We start from the raw sequence: 15,525 nt of genomic DNA, 5'->3' as shown, positions 1-15,525 counted from the left end.
GCGACCACCTGCGACGTTGGTCTCGTGCGGCAGGACGGAGGCCCAGGCAGTGCACGGTGAGTACAAGGTGCCCGGCGGCAAGCTCGTCGTCGTGGACGTGGAGGCCGAGGACGGCGTGCTGCGCCATGCGCGCGTGGCGGGCGACTTCTTCCTGGAGCCGGACGAGGCACTCGACGCGGTGAACCGTGCGCTGGAGGGTGCTCCGGCGGACACGGACGTGGCCGGGCTGGCCGCGCGGATCGACGCGGCGCTGCCCGAGGGGACCGTCATGTACGGGCTGACCTCGGAGGGCGTCGGGACCGCGGTGCGCCGGGCGCTCGCGCACGCCACGGACTGGACCGACTACGCCTGGCAGTTGATCCACGAGCGCCCGCAGTCCCCGGCGCTGCACATGGCCCTGGACGAGGTCCTGACCGCCGAGGTCGCCGCGGGCCGGCGGCCGCCGACGCTGCGGGTGTGGGAGTGGGGCGCCCCGGCGGTGATCATCGGCAGCTTCCAGTCGCTGCGCAACGAGGTGGACCCGGAGGGCGCCGCCCGGCACGGCATCGAGGTGGTGCGGCGGATCTCCGGCGGCGGCGCCATGTTCGTGGAACCCGGCAACACGATCACCTACTCGCTGTCCGTGCCGGAGTCGCTGGTCCAGGGCCTGTCCTTCCAGGACAGCTACGCCTACCTGGACGACTGGGTGCTGGGCGCCCTCGGCGAGATGGGGATCCGCGCCTGGTACCAGCCGCTGAACGACATCGCCACCGACCAGGGCAAGATCGCGGGCGCGGCGCAGAAGCGGATCGTCGGCACCGACGGCGGGCCCGGCGCCGTCCTGCACCACGTGACGATGTCGTACGACATCGACGCGGACAAGATGGTCGAGGTGCTGCGGATCGGGCGGGAGAAGCTGTCCGACAAGGGGACGAAGAGCGCGAAGAAACGGGTCGATCCGCTGCGGCGGCAGACGGGGCTGCCGCGTGAGGCCGTCATCGAGCGGATGATCGAGTCGTTCCGGGGGCGGTACGGACTCGTGGACGGCAGGGTGACCGACGAGGAGCTGGCGCTGGCACAGGAGCTGGCCCGTACGAAGTTCACGTCCCCGGAGTGGACGGGCCGGGTGCCGTAACCCGCACCCGACTCGCGCGGCCCACGCTCAACTCGCGGACAAAAAGGGAAATACGGGACGTCGATCGTTGGGCTCCGTCACCACACAGGCACACAGCGAGTTGACACTTCCGCCCCACAGGGAGTCGTGTGACACTGTCGTCGCAGTCCACCCTGCGGACCCCCTTCCGCGCCCCCTCCCCCACGAGAAGTGAGCCGTGCGTTCTCTTCCTCTGCCGCTCGCCCTCATCGCGCGTCTGACGCCGGTCGCCGTGCTGGCCTGCGCCGGCTGGGCGATGTCGTCGGGCCCGGCCACGCCGTCCGCCGACAGTCACCGGTCGGGCCAGGAGACGCCCACCCAGTCGGCTTCCGCCCCGTCCTCCACCGCGGCGGCCAAGTCGTTCGACACCGCGCCCACCCCCTGCACCAGCGTGCCGGTGGCGACCGTCAAGTCACTGGTGCCCGGGGCCAGGACGGCGGGCAAGGAGATCCCCTCGACCGACACCTCGCTGCGCCGCACCTGCTCCTGGAACGCCCTGCAGGGCTACGACTACCGCTGGCTCGACGTCTCCTTCGAGGTCGCCGGGTCGGAGCAGGAGGCGAAGAAGGAGTACGAGCAGCGCGTCGCCGAGAAGAGCGGCGGCGGGGCCGTTCCGGGGCTCGGGGACACCGCGTACTCCATCGTGAACCTCACCACCGAGGACAAGCAGGAGACCCGCGAGGGCGTGGTGCTGGCCCGCGTCTCCAACGCGCTGGTGATCGTCACCTACAACGGCAGCGACTTCGAGACGAAGAAGGCCCCGAGCACGGACGAGATCAACAAGGGGGCCATCAAGGCGGCGAAGAGCGCCGTGGCCGCCCTGCAGGGCGGGTCCGGCTGACGAGGCCACCTGACAGAGCCGGGCTGACGGCCCTTCAGGACCGTACGAGCGGCCGTACCAGGTCGCGCACGTCCCGTTCGGTGACGGGCCCGGCATGGACGTTCGCCATCCTGCCCCGGGTGTCGATGACGACCGTGAAGGGCACCCCCTGCGGCACCGAACCCCTGGGGAACGTCAGCACCTTGCGGCCGGAGGGGTCGCTGAAGCTGGGGTAGGTCAGGTGGTGGTCCTGCTGGAAGGATCGGCCGTTGACGGGCTCCGTGTCGGTGTTCAGACCGAGCACCTGCACGCCCTCGGCGGCGAGGTGCTTCTGTGCCGCTTCGAGTTCGGGCGCCTCGGCCCGGCAGGGGCCGCACCAGGAGGCCCACGCGTTGAGCACCACGACCTTGCCGCGGTAGTCGGACAGACGCAGGGGCTTGCCGTCCAGGCTGTCGCCCGCGAGGTCGGGCGCGGCCGCACGCCGGCCTGCGGGAACGGGCCCGCTCTTCTCCTCGGAGGGGTCGGCGGTGGCCATTCCGGCATGGCAGGACGCCAGCAGCAGGCAGGCTGCGGTCCACAGCAACGGTCGCGTCTTCACGAGATAGGAGTATCTCAACCGCCCCATGAGTGACGGATCTTGGGGTGCGGTAGGTTCCGAAGCGACTGATCACCGGCTGTCGCCGGAACCACGACACACGGGGGCTGTAGTGAGGGTGCGGTACGCGGTCGGGGCCGGGGCGCTGGCGGTCCTGGTGGCCGCGGGCGGCTGGGGCTGGTGGGCCGGGCAGGGCGGCGGTGCGCGCTACGGGCTGCACGCGGCCGAGCGGGCGTCCGGACCGGCGTGTGCGGGCCTGGCCGGGCGCTGGCCTGGGCGGCTGGACGGTCACGACCGCGAAGGGGTGGCGGTGACCGGCGCCGAGGCATGGGGCGGTGGCGCCGTCACGGCCCGGTGCGGGCTGGTCTCGCCCGGCCCGTCGCCCGACCCGTGCATCAGCGTGAACGGCGTGGACTGGCTGCTCGAAAAGGCACGGTCCCGGCAGGCGGGGAAGAAGGTCCTCGTCTCCTACGGCCGCGCGCCCGCCGTGGAGGTGACCATCTCCCCCGGCGTACGGGCCATCGACTCGGTGCTGATCGACCTGTCCAAGGCCGTCGCCCCCATCACGCAGCGGTCGCACTGCCTGGACGCCCAGGGCCACTGACGCGCCCGGCGGCTCCTGTGCCGCGAGGACGCCTCGGCACTGCTCTCTCCCACAGCACGACAAGCGGGGAGGTCCGCGCCGACGGTCGCTAGGACGCTTTCTCCCCGGATTCCTCCGCGATCCCCTGGACGATGAATGCGACCCCGGGCCCGAGTTCGACCCGGTCGCCGGCGCGCAGGCGGACCCGGGAACCCGGCACCAGGACGCGGTCGTTGACGCGGGTGCCGTTGGTGGCGCCCCGTGGGACCTCGGTCAGCCAGGCGGCCCCGTCCGAGGCGTGGACGAGGGTCGCGTGCTGGGCCGAGACCGTGTCCTCGTCGGCCAGCAGCTCGGACGCCTCGGGGGCCCAACTGCTGCTGCGCCCGAGCCGGATCTCCGAGCCGCGCGGCACGTCGAGGTGCCGGCCGCCGCCGCGGAAGACCAGTCGCACCGCGCCCCCTGCGATCCGGGGCGTCCGGCGGACCGCACCGGAGCGCTGTCCGGGCACGGCGACCGGGGACAGGCATGCTGGGCATTTCGACGTGCCGGCGGGGACGACCGAGGAGCACTGCTCGCACCGGTCACCGACGGACGGCTGGGTCGGGCGCGGGCGCGGGCGCACGGAGGTGGGGGTGGGTACGGTCACCCACTCGTCCTCGTCGTCATCCCAGTCATGCACGTCAGACATCGCTGTTCCCCTTCTTGAGCACGACCGTCGTGTCCACCCGTCCGCTCTCCGTCTCCCGCACCTCCGTCACCACGACCGTGGTGCCCGGCCCGAGTTCGGGCGCCGCGAACAGCTCCCGGGCGAGCGGGTTGATGAGATGCGTCTCCAGCACCATGCCGATGCCACGGCCGCCGTTCCACTTGTCCCGGGTGCAGTGGTCCAGCAGCTCGCGCCGGGCGTTGTCCTCGATCTCCAGGGCGAGTCGGTGTCCCTGGGCCAGCTGGCGCTGGATGTTGCCGACCTGCAGATCGAAGATCCGCTCGGCGATCGCGTCGGAGATGAAGTCGAAGACGACGACGTTGCCGCCGATCCGGTTCATCAGCTCCGGCCGGCCGATGACCTGCTCGAAGTGCTTCTTGACGTTGTCCTTGACCGTGGCCTCCAACTCCTTGTAGGGCGTGCCGGGTTGGACGATCCACTTGCGTTCCTGGGTGTCCGGGTCCGTGCGCTGGACGCCGAGGTTGGAGGTGAAGATGAGCACGCACTCGCTGAAGTAGGTGGTGACCCCCTGTCCGTCGGTGAGCCGGCCGTCCTCCAGTACCTGCAGGAACTTGTCGAGGATGCCCTTGTCGGCTTTCTCGATCTCGTCGAAGAGGATGACGCGGAAGGGATTCTCCCGTACGGCGGAGGTCAGTTCGCCGCCCGCCTCGTAGCCGACGTATCCGGGCGGCGCGCCCACGAGACGGTCGGCGGAGTGGGCGGCCGAGAACTCGCTCATGTCGAAGCGGAGATACGCCTGGTCGCTGTCGAAGAGGACGGAGGCCACGGCCTTCGCAAGTTCCGTCTTGCCGGTTCCGGTCGGGCCGGCGAAGAACAGCACACCGCGCGGCCGGTGTCCCGGGCTGGTCGCCTGCGCCCCGGAGAGCCCCAGCGCGGCCCGCTTGAGGATGTCCAGGGTCATCGCCACGGCCGCCTCCTGCCCCAGCACCCGGCGGGGGATGGACCGTTCGTTCCCGGGGTCCTCGCCGCGGAGGATGCGCCGGCGGATCTCGCCCCGGCTCCAGGGGTTCTTCTCCACACCGAGCCGGTAGATCCGTACGGCGTCGGGCATGGCGGTGAACGGCATGCCACGGGAGCGGGCGAGCTTCACGCTCTCCTCCATGGCCCGCAGGCTCAGGCCGGTGGCCGCCCGGGCGAAGGCACCGACGGACCGTGCCGTCTCCTCCGCGTCCGCGCCGGCGGGCGAGGCCGAACCGCCGCCCGATCCCTTTCCGGAGTACCGCTCGTAGCGCTCGCGCAGGAGGCGGGCCATCGTTGAGCGCTCGTCCGCGTCCGGCTCCGGCACGGCGACGGCTCGGATCCGCTCGCTGCCGGAGACCAGCCATCCGGGTATGTCCCGCTCCCCCTCGGCGAGCCAGATCACCGGGTTGAACCGGCCCGGTTCGCTGGGGACGACGGGGGTGCCGGTCCAGGGTTCCAGGGGCCGTGCCTCGTGGGCGAGTTTGAGGCAGGCGAGGAAGAAGTCCCGTTCGTCGGTGGTCAGCCGGGACGGGTCGGTGACGAGACGGGAGGCGTGGTCGACGACCAGCGCCACCCGCAGTGGCCGCAGCCGACGTCCGTCCCGCATCATCTCCTCGCGCTGCTCCGCCCACCCGGTGGTGATGTTCCGCAACTGGTCGAGCACCGCCTGGCGTTGCGCCGCGGTCTGGCCGGGGAACTCGCGCGGCCCCTGCAGCAGTTCCTCGAGGGCCGTGTGTGTGTCGCCGTCACCGGCCGCCGCCACATGGAATCCGCCCACCTGGTCGCAGAGCACCAACGCCTGGTAGCCGATCTCCCGCAGCGGGTTCCACAGGACGTCGAGCAGCGGGTGGAACCTGTCCCGGCCGCGCCGGCTCACCAGGTGCAGGTCACGGATGTTGCCGTGCAGCACGTACTGCGCGTGCACGCCGAGTGTTCCGATCAGCTCCTCCACGAAGGGCGGGAGCCGGTCTTCCTTGGACAGGTCCATCGTTCCTCCCCGTTGCACGCGGACGCGGGCCGCGTGCCGGCATGGTGCTCAGTGGCGGTCTCGGCGGCGTTCGTCGCCGTCGACGGTCTGGTGCAGTGGAGGTTCCGGGCGCGTCTCCGCCGGCCTGCCGGTGTCCTCTTCGAGCAGCTCGTCGAGCGTCACGGCGTCCTCCCCCAGCACGCCCGGCAGTGCTCCTTCGGTCCGTACCTCGAACTCGAGGCCCAGTCCCAGTCCCTGGGTGATCTGCTGGAACTCGGCGAGCCGCTTGTGGGTCTCCGCGCAGCGGGTGTCGTCGAGGGCGCGCTGCTCGGGCGTCCGCTCCCCCGGGCCGCCGCGGTACATGGTCGCCACGCTCAGCGCGCCGTCGACCAGGGTCGCCCTGAGCCAGTGATCGGGCTCCCAGCCGTCCGGCGTCCAGTCGAGGCGGATCTCCTGCCCCTCGGGCCGGCCGGCCTCGGTGAGCCCGCCGAACCTCCTGGCCAGTTCCTCGACGGCGCCGGCGCACTGCTGCCGGACGTAGATGGCCTCCAGCGCACAGCGCCGCTCGTCCACGGCGCGTTCGACCCGGTCCAGTTCGTCCCGGCTCAGCGGGACGCCCTCCTCCAGGGTCCGCCGCAGCAGTTCCACGGCCTCCGGTGCAGGGGCGAGGTCCTCGGCGCCCTCCGGGGTCTCGTAGACGAGGAAGTCGTAGTGCAGCGCGGCGCGTTCCTGGGCCTCCCGGGTCGTGCGCGCGTCCTTGTTGGCGTCGCGGACGTACTTGCGCGCCTCGTTGAGGTGGATGCGCGCCCGGCGGGGGTCCTCGGCCGCCCGGCGCACGGCGTGCCGGACGGCCCCCGCGGCGAGTTCGGCGGCCTCGGAGACGGCGTACGGGTCCAGCTCTCCGAGGATCTCCGCCCCGGCCCGGCGGACCTCCTCCGCGTCCGGGCCGGGCCGGGTGCGCCGGTCGGGGGTCGGCGGGGACGTCTGTCGCCCCTCGGCCTCGGCGGTGCGCTCCTCCGAGAACCGTCGCAGCGCCCGCTGCCGGCTCTCGCGCAGGGCGCGCTGCCAGGCGTCGTCCTCGTCGTCCAGCCGCAGTTCCGCGCCGAGCCGCTGCTGCTCCCACGCCGCGTGCCGTTCCTCCGCCCGGCGCACGGCCTCCTCGCTGCGGGCCAGTTCCTGCCGCAGGTCGCACAGTTGCTCGCCGACAGGCTCCAGCGGCGGTGGCAGATCAGGGCGCGGCGGGGCCCCGGCCGGGCCGCCCGCGGCCGTGGCCCGGGCCACCCGCGCCAGCAGGGCGCGCCTGCGGGCGTTGATCCGGACGGCGGCGTACGCGGCCTCCCTCCACTGCTCGGCGGCGGTCGCGGCCAGCTGCTGCTGCCGCTCCAGGCAGCGCTGCTCCTCCGCGGCCCGCACCGCCGCCGCGGCGAGGACACGGGTGGTGAGCAGGGCGGCCCGGCCGGCGAGCAGGACGCCGCTGAGCGAGCCGAGGACCTGCAGCGCCGCGTCGGCGGCCTGATGCACCGCGTGCCCGGCCGCGTCGGCGACGTGGGAGGAGACGTGGCCGGCCGCGTCGTGCAGGTGGAGCATGCCGGTGTGCGGCAGCGCCTGCGGGTCGACGGGCGGCGGGGGCGGCGGGAAGGTCACGGCGGGAGCCACCGCAGTCACCGTCGGGAAGGCGAGACCCGAACTCATGCCTGTCCTCCTGTCCTTTCGGACTTCGTCTCGGCTGTCGTCGCGGACTGCGGGCGGCCCGCTCGCCGCGTCCGGTGCGCACGGAGCCTGCGCCACCGGTCCAGGAGTCGGCGCGGGCTCCACCGGGACCACCGGCCGCCCGCCCGCTGATGCCGGCGCTCATGGCGCCCGCGCCACCACCAGACCAGAAGGCGACGCAGGCTCCACTCGGGCCGGGGGTCGCGCGGCCGCTCACCCGCCCGCAGCCTCCGCCGCTCGTGACGCCCGCGCCACCAGAGCAGGAGACGGCGCGGACTCCACCAAGGCGGCGGCTGGCCCGCCCGCCGCCTGCGACGCTCATGACGTCCGCGCCACCAGGCCAGGAGCCGGCGCAGGCTCCACTCGGTCGCGGGGTCGCGCGGGTGCCGCAGACGCCACCAGGCCCGGCAGCGGCGCACGCTCCACACCGCGACGGCGACGGCCGAGGCGAGCGGCCACACCCAGGGCGCGAGGGCGATCGCGTAGAAGCCCAGGAAGACGGCGAGCATGAGCAGCGCCGCCGTGACGAAGCGACCGGCCCGGGTGCGCGCCAGTCGGCCGGGGCGCTCCGCGTTGCGGATCAGCAGGCCTGCCAGCGATCTTTCCGGGTGGTAGAAGGGCGGGCCGATGTAGACGGCGGTCCACAGCTCCACCGCGAAGACGAACGCGGCCGCGGGCAGTGCCTCCAGCCAGGCCGTCACGACCGCGTCCTGGGAGGCGCGGCCCAGCACGTCGGCGAGGCCGATGACGAAGCTCCAGGGGGCCGTGACGAGCGTGGCGCCGAGCAGGGCCCAGCCCAGGGTGGGCAGGCGGTCCAACCGCCGCAGTACGGCGTGGAGCCCGTGCTCGTCGACCGCGAGTATCCGGTCGATCTCCTGGACGACGCGCCGCTGCCTGAGCTCTTGCGCCGCGGACTCCGCGTGGCCGGAGAGGAGGTGGGCGGCGAGCAGGCGCACGTCGTCCTCCTGGGCGTCGAGCAGCGCGTCGAACCAAGGAACGCGTTCCGGGAACTGTGCGCGCCTGCGCAGCACCGCGTCGGTGAGCAGACTCCTGGTGCGTTCCGGTTCGCGTGCCAGCTGCAGGAGCCAGGCGTCCACCGCCACGGTCTGCCGCAGGTCCGTCCGGGCTCTGCGGACCCGGCCGGTCTCGTGGCCCCGCAGCATCTCCCGGACCGTGGGCTCCCACCGGGCGCGCAGGGTGCGCCACGCGCGGTCGGTCTCGTCCAGCCCGCCGCCGCCCGGCCGCCCGGCGAGTCCGGTCAGGACGGCGGGCTGGTCCGCCAGGTACCGGATCAGGGCGACGGCGTCGGCGTTCCCGTCCCTGGCCCCCTGGCACAGCAGGCGCATGCTCCGCACGTCCAGGTCCGCCCCGTGCCAGGAGACGTCGAGGCCGGGACCGAGCCAGTTCAGGAGCCGTACCAGAGCGGCGACGGACGGCGGTCGGGCCAGCTCGGCCCGCAGGGCTTTGAGCCGGCGCAGCTCCTCGGGGCTGCGGTCGCCGATGGTCTCGAACTGGCCCAGCCAGTCGACGAGTCGGGCCCGGTCGTCGTCGGCGGCGAGCATGCGTGCCGCGGAGACGTGGTTCTGATCCAGATGGAGGGCGAGCGCGTCGGTCCCGGTGAACTCCTGGCCCATGAACGGGAAGGGCTGAATCACGGGGCGCGTCACGTCGTCGCCGAAGACACGCTCGTCGGTGCGCGGGGCGACGTCGGGGTCCTTGCCGTCCAGCCAGTCCCGCACCTGCCCGGCGTGCCAGCGTTTCTCGGGCGCCCGGGTGAGCAGGCCCTCGCAGAGCCGGCGGGTCCTTCGGTGTCCGATGCCGCTGAGGTCGGGGTCGTGCGTGGCGATCTCCGCCAGCACCTCCTCGTCGCGGCGGAAGTCGATGGGGTGTCTGCCGAGGGCCAGTTGGGCGATCACCATGCCGAGCGACCACCAGTCGCCGGCCTCGGAGACGGTCTGCCGCAGCAGCCCTGCCTCCGGCGCGAGGTAGAGGGGCTTGCCCCGCCAGTCGGTGCGGGGCTCGTCGGCCTCGTCGGGCCGGTGGACGGCGGCGCCGAAGTCGATGAGGACGAGGTCGGCCGTGTCGGCGCGGCGGGTCTGCACCATGATGTTGTCGGGGGTGACGTCCCGGTGCACGACGCCCCGTTCATGCAGGGCGGTGACGGCGTCGTACAGCTGGCTCACCAGGCTCCTGACCACCTCGGGGCGTAACCCGTCGGGGTGGTCGGCCTGGTACCTGTCGAGGGTCTCCTCGCCGTGCGACCAGTACAGGTGCCAGGGGTGTCCGTGCGCCTCGCCGGTCTCCAGGAGCCGTTCCAGGTGGGGAGCGGACTGTTCACCGAGTTCCCTCAGCTCCTGCTCGACGTCCGGCCCGGGGGCGTGCAGCCGGTGGTACCACTTGAGGACCAGGGGTATCTCGGCGGCTCCGTGACGTGCCGTCAGGTCACGCACCCTCAGCACCACGGCCTCGGCGGGCCGCCGCGCGCCGGACAGCACGGCGACGAGCGGGAACCTGTCCGCCAGTTCAGGGGGCACGTCGGAGAGGACCGGACGTGTCTCCACGGCCCGGGCGTTGGTGAACCCGCCGCCGTCGAAAGGGACGACTCGGGTGGGCGGCGTGCTCATCGACTTCCGACCTTCCGGGAAACGCGCTGGGTGCGCCACAGGGGCACGGCGCGGAACGAATCGGCCCGATGCGCAAGTCGCGGGACGATGAAGATATCCGAAATCCCTTCGTGCGACGGAGAGTTTCCCGGATCTTCAGCGATTAACCCGCCGGGACTACGATGTGCATCATGCACCCGTTGCCCTCGCACGAAAGTCTCGTAGCCGAACTTCGGGAACTGAGGCGTCGCGGTCTGCCCGGGCTGCGTCACTGCGCCAGGGACTCGCTGCGCGAGGCGGCCGTCGCGGCCGGTCTGTGCACCGGGGAACAGGACGAACAGAGCGGCATCGAGGATCTGCTGGGCGCGGCGGTGCGCCGGCTGGCCGGTGGGCACCCCGTGCGGGACGACGACTCCTGCGATCCGCTGGCCCGCGCGGCCGCGCACACCTTCGGGATCTTCCCCGCCCGCCGCGGGGTCCCCGGCACCGACCGGAGGAAGGCCGCGGCGGGTGTCTACGGGGTGACCACCGAGCGCTTCCGCAAGAGCCAGGAGCGCGACGTCGTCGCCGAACTCGCGGCGGCGATCCTGACCGTGGCCCGGGAGGCGTGCGTACGGGAGACGGTCGGCCCGCGGACCGGCGAGCCCTGGGCGGGCGGCCCGCAGGAGCTGACGGCCCTGCCGCCGACGCCACCCCCGGTGCACGCTCCACCTGCCGCCGCCGGTGTCCCGCCCCAGCGGCCCGCTCACCCGGGCGCCCGGCCGGGAGCCGCCGCGCCGGCGGGCCGGATCACCGTGCGGGTGTGCCCGATCGAGCTGGTGCGGGACGTGGACATCCTCGTCTCCTCGGAGAACACGTTTCTGGAGATGTCCAAGACCTTCCGCTCCACGGTGTCCGGGGCCCTGCGGCGGGCCGCCGCGCTGCGCGACGCCTCGGGCGAGATCGTGGACGACGTCCTCGCCCGCGAACTGGGGGTGTGGCTGCGGACGTACGGCAGATCGGGCGTGCCCGTGCGGCCGGGCACGGTCGTCGCCACGTCCTCCGGTGCGCTGGCCGCGCAGGGGGTACGGCGTATCCACCACGCGGCGATCGCGGCCCCGGTCGGCGACGGTGAGCGCTACCACGTGACGCCCGCCGTGCTGGCGGAGGCGGTGCGAGCGTCCTTCGAACTGGCGCGCCGCGAGGCCGACTTCCTGTCGCTGCCGATGTCCTCGATCTGCTTTCCGTTGATGGGCACCGGCCGGGGCGGCCTGTCCGTCGAGACCGCGGCACGCGGACTGCTCGGCGCCATCAGGCAGGAGCTGCGCCGGGACCCGTCCTGGTCGGTGCTGGTGGTCACGCCCGAGGAGAGCCACGCCCGTATGCTCATGGCCGCCAGCTCCGCTCGGTGAAGGCCACTCCGGCCTCCTTGAGCAGGCGCTCCATCTCGGCGAGTTCGCCACGCAGCGGCACTCCGTAGAGCCGCAGCTCCCGGTCCTCGCCGGCGCCGATCTGCAGGCGCGGTCCGGACGGCTCCTGTGCCAGGTACGACGCGTAGCGGCCGGCGCCGCGGGGTGTCAGGGCGACGATCCGCTGGTTGGCCGAGCCGCGCCAGACCAGCCGGGTGGGCTCCGCGACCCGGAACCGGCCGGTGATCACGGCGTCCGCGCCGACGAGGGCCCGGCGCCGCTCCGGCGTCAACTCCTCGTGCTCGTACCCCGTGTACACCAGCAGGTCGGGGGAACGGGGCCCGGCGCTCCCCTCGTGCCGCCGGGCCTCGTCCCTCAGGCGCGCCGCGCCGGCCAGGAGTTCCGCGAGCGCCGCCGCCTGCTGCAGGGGCTCGCCGCCGCTGACGGTGAGGCCGTCCGCCCCGTCGGCGAGGGCCTGTTGCCACAGCGCGAGCACCTCGGAGACGGTGGTGACCGTCCCGGCCTCGGGGTCCCAGGTGTGCCGGGACATGCACCCGGCACAGGCCAGCGAGCAGCCCTGGAACCAGACGCCGAGCCGCCTTCCCGGGCCCAGCGTTTCCAACGGGTAGTGGGTCCCGTCGAGGCGCATTTCCACGGCATCTCCTCCTCGCACCGGCTTGGAGTATCCAGTGCGTCGATGTGCTCCCGCAATTGCCGGAAGGCGCTCATCCGGCTGTCCGCCGGGCGAGATCCGGTTGTTTTCCGGAACTCCCGAAGAGAGTGATCGATTTCCTTGAAATCACCATCCCTCCGGGGGTTTTGCTCCGCTACTCTCTCCCCCATCGCGGCGCCTTCCCACCCGGACCGCGCGCGAGGAATGGGGGATCTTCGAAATGATCAGCAAAGGTCGAATAGGTGTCCGGGTCCGACGGCTGAGAGCCGGGTACCTCTCGTCGGTACGCGCCCGGTTCCATGGCCGTCGGGACGCGGACGGTCTGCGGGAATTACTGGCGGACGCCTTCGCCGGAAGCACACCTTCCGACGACAACCTGCCGCCCTACGTCCTGGGCCTGCGCGCACAGGTGCGGCACAGCACCGCACGGCTGCGGTCCCGAACGCTGAAGTCGCATCGCGCGCTGCACGTCCGCATCCAGAGCGAGTCGGTGCGGGTGGTGACCCAGTACACCGTGCGCGCGGAGCCGACTCCGGCCGCGCTCGCCCGATACGGACAGTGGGTCGGGGAGTGGCGCTCGGCCGCGTCGGTCTGCCGCTCGCAGGCTCAGCAACTCGCCGACGAGGCGAACCAGTTGCTCGCCTGCTACTGGGACGCCGCCTGGGCCCGCGCTAGGAAGGGCGACCACGTGAGCGGGCGGCGGCCCACGGGCTGGCTGCCCGGGGAGATCACCCTGGACGGCACCTGGGCCCACCTCGACGACGGGCTGCTGAGCGACCGCTGGTACGTCCCGCAGATGCCGGGGCGCGACGCCGACCCCTCGGCGGTCGCACAGGCGTTGCACATTCTCGACCACCAGTCCGCGCGCGGCCGTTCGGGCCCTGCGCGCCACGGCGATGCCTCGAACGGCATCCGCAGGTGATCACCGCTCATCGTCTTCCAGGAAGGCCAAGGACCATCATCGTGCAGCACTCGGCCCGGACCGGTCGTCGGTCCACCGTCCGCGCCACCCGCCGGCTCGCCGTCTTCGTCCCGCTGGTGTGTGCGCTCGGCGCTCTCGTGTCCTGCAGCAAGCAGGAGGAAGCCCTCACCACGCCCTGCGGGCTGGTCGTCGACGGTTCGGGGTCGGCCGCCGCGGTGAAGCAGGGATTCGACTCGGAGGCCAAGCTGAAGGACAGCCTCATCGGCTTCCTCGCCGACCAGAAGTGCGGAACCCTCGACTTCGCCCCCATCACCCGTTCCTCGCGCAGCTCGTCCTGCCGGCAGGACGAGGTGGACCTCGACCCGCCGCACGACGCGACCACCGACCAGAAGGTCCAGCGCGCCAACGCCCAGCGGAACGCCGCCGTCGCGGCTCTCGCCGAGCTCAAGTGCGCGCGCACGCAGAACGGTTCGGACGTGTGGGGGGCGCTGACCCGCATCGGGGAGTCCGTTCCCACCGACGGCCCGGCGCCGAAGCTGCTCGTCGTGAGCGACTTCGACCAGGCCGACCCGGAGTTCCATCTGTCGCGGCAGGACATCTCCACCAAGTCCGCGCGCGACAAGGTCATCGACTCGCTCGTGAACAAGCGCGGCCTGCCCGGCATCAGGGGGATGGACGTCTTCCCCGTCGGGCTCGGCATGCAGTACAAGGCGAAGCCCAGCGAGGCCGACGACTTCGAGTCCTTCTGGACCGAGGCACTCGAGGGGAGGGCCAAGGCACATGTCGACAACAAGTACAAGCGCTGACGAGCCGCAACCGCGCCGACGGCGGATCGCCCGCTATCTTCCGTTCACGGGCCGGACCGCACAGCCGGGCACCGGAACCCGGCCCGGGCCCGCCACCGCCGGCGGCACGCGCACCAACCGGCTGCCCCTGGTCATCGACGACCGGGGCGAACGCGCACTCCTGCAGGACGCCCACAGCAAGGGCCGGCGGGCCGCCCGGCGCAGGACGCTGGACCCGTGGGTGCTGAACAGCGGCGACCGGGTGCCGTACTTCGCGGAACTGGCGTCCGTGCGGGAAGCCGTCGTCCACCGGATCGAGGAGGGGCTGAACCTCCAGGAGGAGGCGGCACGCCTCCTGGACGCCCAGTCGGGCTCCGACGTGACCGCCGGGGAGGCCGAGACCAGGATCCTGGTCGAGCGTCTGCGCGAGACCCAGCAGGAGATCGAGACGGCCCGTCGCCAGCTCGATCTGCTCGCCGTCCGTTCGGCGCGCTGGCTCCGCTTCCGGGACAGTCTGCGCGAGCGGGTGGAGGAGCGCTGGCTCCAGGCCCGCTTCCCGGAGGCGGCCGAGCCACGGGCCGCCGGCTCCCGGGCCGGGGCCGGGGCCGGGGCCGAACCCGGCATCCGGGAGGAGGACCCGGAACAGGCGACGGCCGGCAAGGACGCGGCGGCGGATCCGGGCGGCGACGACTGGCAGTCGGTGTCCACGACCGGTGCCGCTCCGGACGGCACCGCGTCCGCGGCGATGCGGGACGTGTACCGTGCCGCGCGCGCCGAGACCCGCGACACCGCGTCGAGCTACAGCTGGGAGGGGCTGCAGACCCGCCCCGGTCTGCCCCGGTGGATGACCTGGGCCCTGCTCGTCGTGATCATGGCCGTCGAGGTGCCGATCTACTGGGTCGCGTACCAGCCGTTCCACGGGGTCGGCAGCACGGGCGGGGACTTCATGTCCGGCGGGCTGGCGATCTCGTCCGCCGTCATCATGCTGATCCTGCCGCACCTGTCGGGGCTCATGCTGCGGTGGCGCGCGGCGACGGGATCGCCGCGCCGTGGGTGGATACCGGCTCTGGGGCTGCTCGGTGTGTGGGGCGGCCTGACCTGGGCGCTGGGCCTGCTCCGCGCCAAGTTCGTGACCCAGCACGACAGTGCGACCCCTGCCGCGGGGACCGGCGGCTTCCGCGGGCTCGGCGGCGCGGCCGGCGACACCACGACCCTGGTGGACCGGCTGCACCTGTCGACGCAGACGGTGACCTGGCTGTTCTGCGCGCTGCTCCTGCTCTCGGGCGGTGTCGGATTCATGCTCGGCCTGTTCCGGGAACACCCCTTCCTCGACGCCTTCCGCACGGCGGTGGAGCGGCGTACGAGGCTGCTGCGGCGGCACGAGGAGAGCGTCGCCGCCACGGAGCGGGCGCGGGCCGCCCAGGAGACGGCCGAGGACCGGCAGCAGGCCCGCAGGGAGGCCGCGAACGAGCGGATGGCCTCGGCCCGTCAGTTGTACGAGGCCGCCGCCCACTCGTATCTGGACGGGGTCATGACGGCGTCGAAGGATCCGGCCGTGACGGAGTCGGCGATGCGCCTGTCCCGGAACTGGCCGCTGCTGCCGTCGTCGGCCCGCCGGGAACCGGCCCGGGACCGCTGAACGGCCGGTGGACGCCGGCCC

13 protein-coding genes are annotated in these 15,525 nt (G+C 72.8%); 7 read left to right on the top strand and 6 right to left on the bottom strand.

From position 1 onward, the window contains the following. The first annotated feature begins 49 nt into the window (after nt 1-49). Nucleotides 50-1,114: a biotin/lipoate A/B protein ligase family protein gene (locus tag ACIRVH_RS02540; RefSeq protein WP_403947471.1), complete on the top strand. Its 1,065-nt coding sequence runs from the start codon at nt 50-52 to the stop codon at nt 1,112-1,114. Nucleotides 1,115-1,310: 196 nt separating this feature from the next. Continuing rightward, the gene (locus ACIRVH_RS02535) at nt 1,311-1,973 is read left to right on the top strand and encodes a hypothetical protein (RefSeq protein WP_403947469.1); all 663 of its coding nucleotides are present in this window, start codon (nt 1,311-1,313) and stop codon (nt 1,971-1,973) included. Nucleotides 1,974-2,007: 34 nt separating this feature from the next. Here ACIRVH_RS02535 and ACIRVH_RS02530 read toward each other — a convergent pair whose 3' ends face one another. Then, complete coding sequence (locus tag ACIRVH_RS02530; protein WP_403947467.1) at nt 2,008-2,550, bottom strand: TlpA family protein disulfide reductase; 543 nt, start codon at nt 2,548-2,550, stop codon at nt 2,008-2,010. Nucleotides 2,551-2,659: 109 nt separating this feature from the next. Here ACIRVH_RS02530 and ACIRVH_RS02525 point away from each other — a divergent pair, with 109 nt between their 5' ends. Continuing rightward, nucleotides 2,660-3,151, top strand: a complete 492-nt coding sequence (locus ACIRVH_RS02525) for a DUF3515 family protein (RefSeq protein WP_403947465.1) — start codon at nt 2,660-2,662, stop codon at nt 3,149-3,151. 88 nt (nt 3,152-3,239) lie between these two features. Here the strand turns inward: ACIRVH_RS02525 and ACIRVH_RS02520 are convergent, their stop codons facing one another. The 4 genes from ACIRVH_RS02520 to ACIRVH_RS02505 are packed head-to-tail and all read right to left on the bottom strand — an operon-like array spanning nt 3,240 to nt 10,118. After that, nucleotides 3,240-3,818 carry an FHA domain-containing protein gene (locus ACIRVH_RS02520; RefSeq protein WP_403947463.1) on the bottom strand — a complete coding sequence of 193 codons (579 nt, stop codon included), beginning with the start codon at nt 3,816-3,818 and terminating at the stop codon, nt 3,240-3,242. Beyond that, the gene (locus ACIRVH_RS02515; RefSeq protein ID WP_403947461.1) at nt 3,811-5,805 is read right to left on the bottom strand and encodes an AAA family ATPase; all 1,995 of its coding nucleotides are present in this window, start codon (nt 5,803-5,805) and stop codon (nt 3,811-3,813) included. The genes ACIRVH_RS02520 and ACIRVH_RS02515 overlap by 8 nt, the downstream gene beginning before the upstream one ends. 48 nt (nt 5,806-5,853) lie before the next feature. Then, the gene (locus tag ACIRVH_RS02510; protein WP_403947459.1) at nt 5,854-7,476 is read right to left on the bottom strand and encodes a hypothetical protein; all 1,623 of its coding nucleotides are present in this window, start codon (nt 7,474-7,476) and stop codon (nt 5,854-5,856) included. Next, nucleotides 7,473-10,118 (bottom strand): protein kinase, encoded by a 2,646-nt coding sequence (locus ACIRVH_RS02505; protein ID WP_403947457.1) that lies wholly within the window; start codon nt 10,116-10,118, stop codon nt 7,473-7,475. Before ACIRVH_RS02505 ends, ACIRVH_RS02510 begins: the two co-directional genes overlap by 4 nt. A 170-nt stretch (nt 10,119-10,288) precedes the next feature. Between ACIRVH_RS02505 and ACIRVH_RS02500 the strand changes: the two genes are divergently transcribed. Then, a complete protein-coding gene (locus tag ACIRVH_RS02500; RefSeq protein WP_403947455.1) occupies nt 10,289-11,488 on the top strand; it encodes a macro domain-containing protein in 1,200 nt (399 codons plus the stop codon). On the opposite strand, the gene ACIRVH_RS02495 is transcribed toward ACIRVH_RS02500, so the two are convergent. Further along, on the bottom strand, nt 11,463-12,134 hold the full coding sequence (locus ACIRVH_RS02495) for a 4Fe-4S single cluster domain-containing protein (protein ID WP_403947453.1): 672 nt from the start codon (nt 12,132-12,134) through the stop codon (nt 11,463-11,465). The two genes, ACIRVH_RS02500 and ACIRVH_RS02495, sit on opposite strands and share 26 nt — an antisense overlap. A gap of 244 nt (nt 12,135-12,378) precedes the next feature. Between ACIRVH_RS02495 and ACIRVH_RS02490 the strand changes: the two genes are divergently transcribed. From ACIRVH_RS02490 to ACIRVH_RS02480, 3 genes are read left to right on the top strand one after another with little or no spacing between them, the layout of a single operon-like run. Beyond that, nucleotides 12,379-13,080 (top strand): hypothetical protein, encoded by a 702-nt coding sequence (locus ACIRVH_RS02490; RefSeq protein ID WP_403947451.1) that lies wholly within the window; start codon nt 12,379-12,381, stop codon nt 13,078-13,080. A 41-nt stretch (nt 13,081-13,121) separates the two neighbouring features. Then, complete coding sequence (locus ACIRVH_RS02485) at nt 13,122-13,886, top strand: hypothetical protein (RefSeq protein ID WP_403947449.1); 765 nt, start codon at nt 13,122-13,124, stop codon at nt 13,884-13,886. Continuing rightward, nucleotides 13,861-15,504 carry a hypothetical protein gene (locus ACIRVH_RS02480; protein ID WP_403947447.1) on the top strand — a complete coding sequence of 548 codons (1,644 nt, stop codon included), beginning with the start codon at nt 13,861-13,863 and terminating at the stop codon, nt 15,502-15,504. The genes ACIRVH_RS02485 and ACIRVH_RS02480 overlap by 26 nt, the downstream gene beginning before the upstream one ends. Nucleotides 15,505-15,525: the final 21 nt, after the last annotated feature.

Origin of the sequence: Streptomyces sp. NPDC101165 (assembly GCF_044768135.1) — a bacterium.
In the GTDB taxonomy this organism is placed as follows: Bacteria; Actinomycetota; Actinomycetes; order Streptomycetales; family Streptomycetaceae; genus Streptomyces.
The sequence above is the reverse complement of the archived record's forward strand: the minus strand, read 5'-3'. Positions and strand labels throughout refer to the sequence as shown.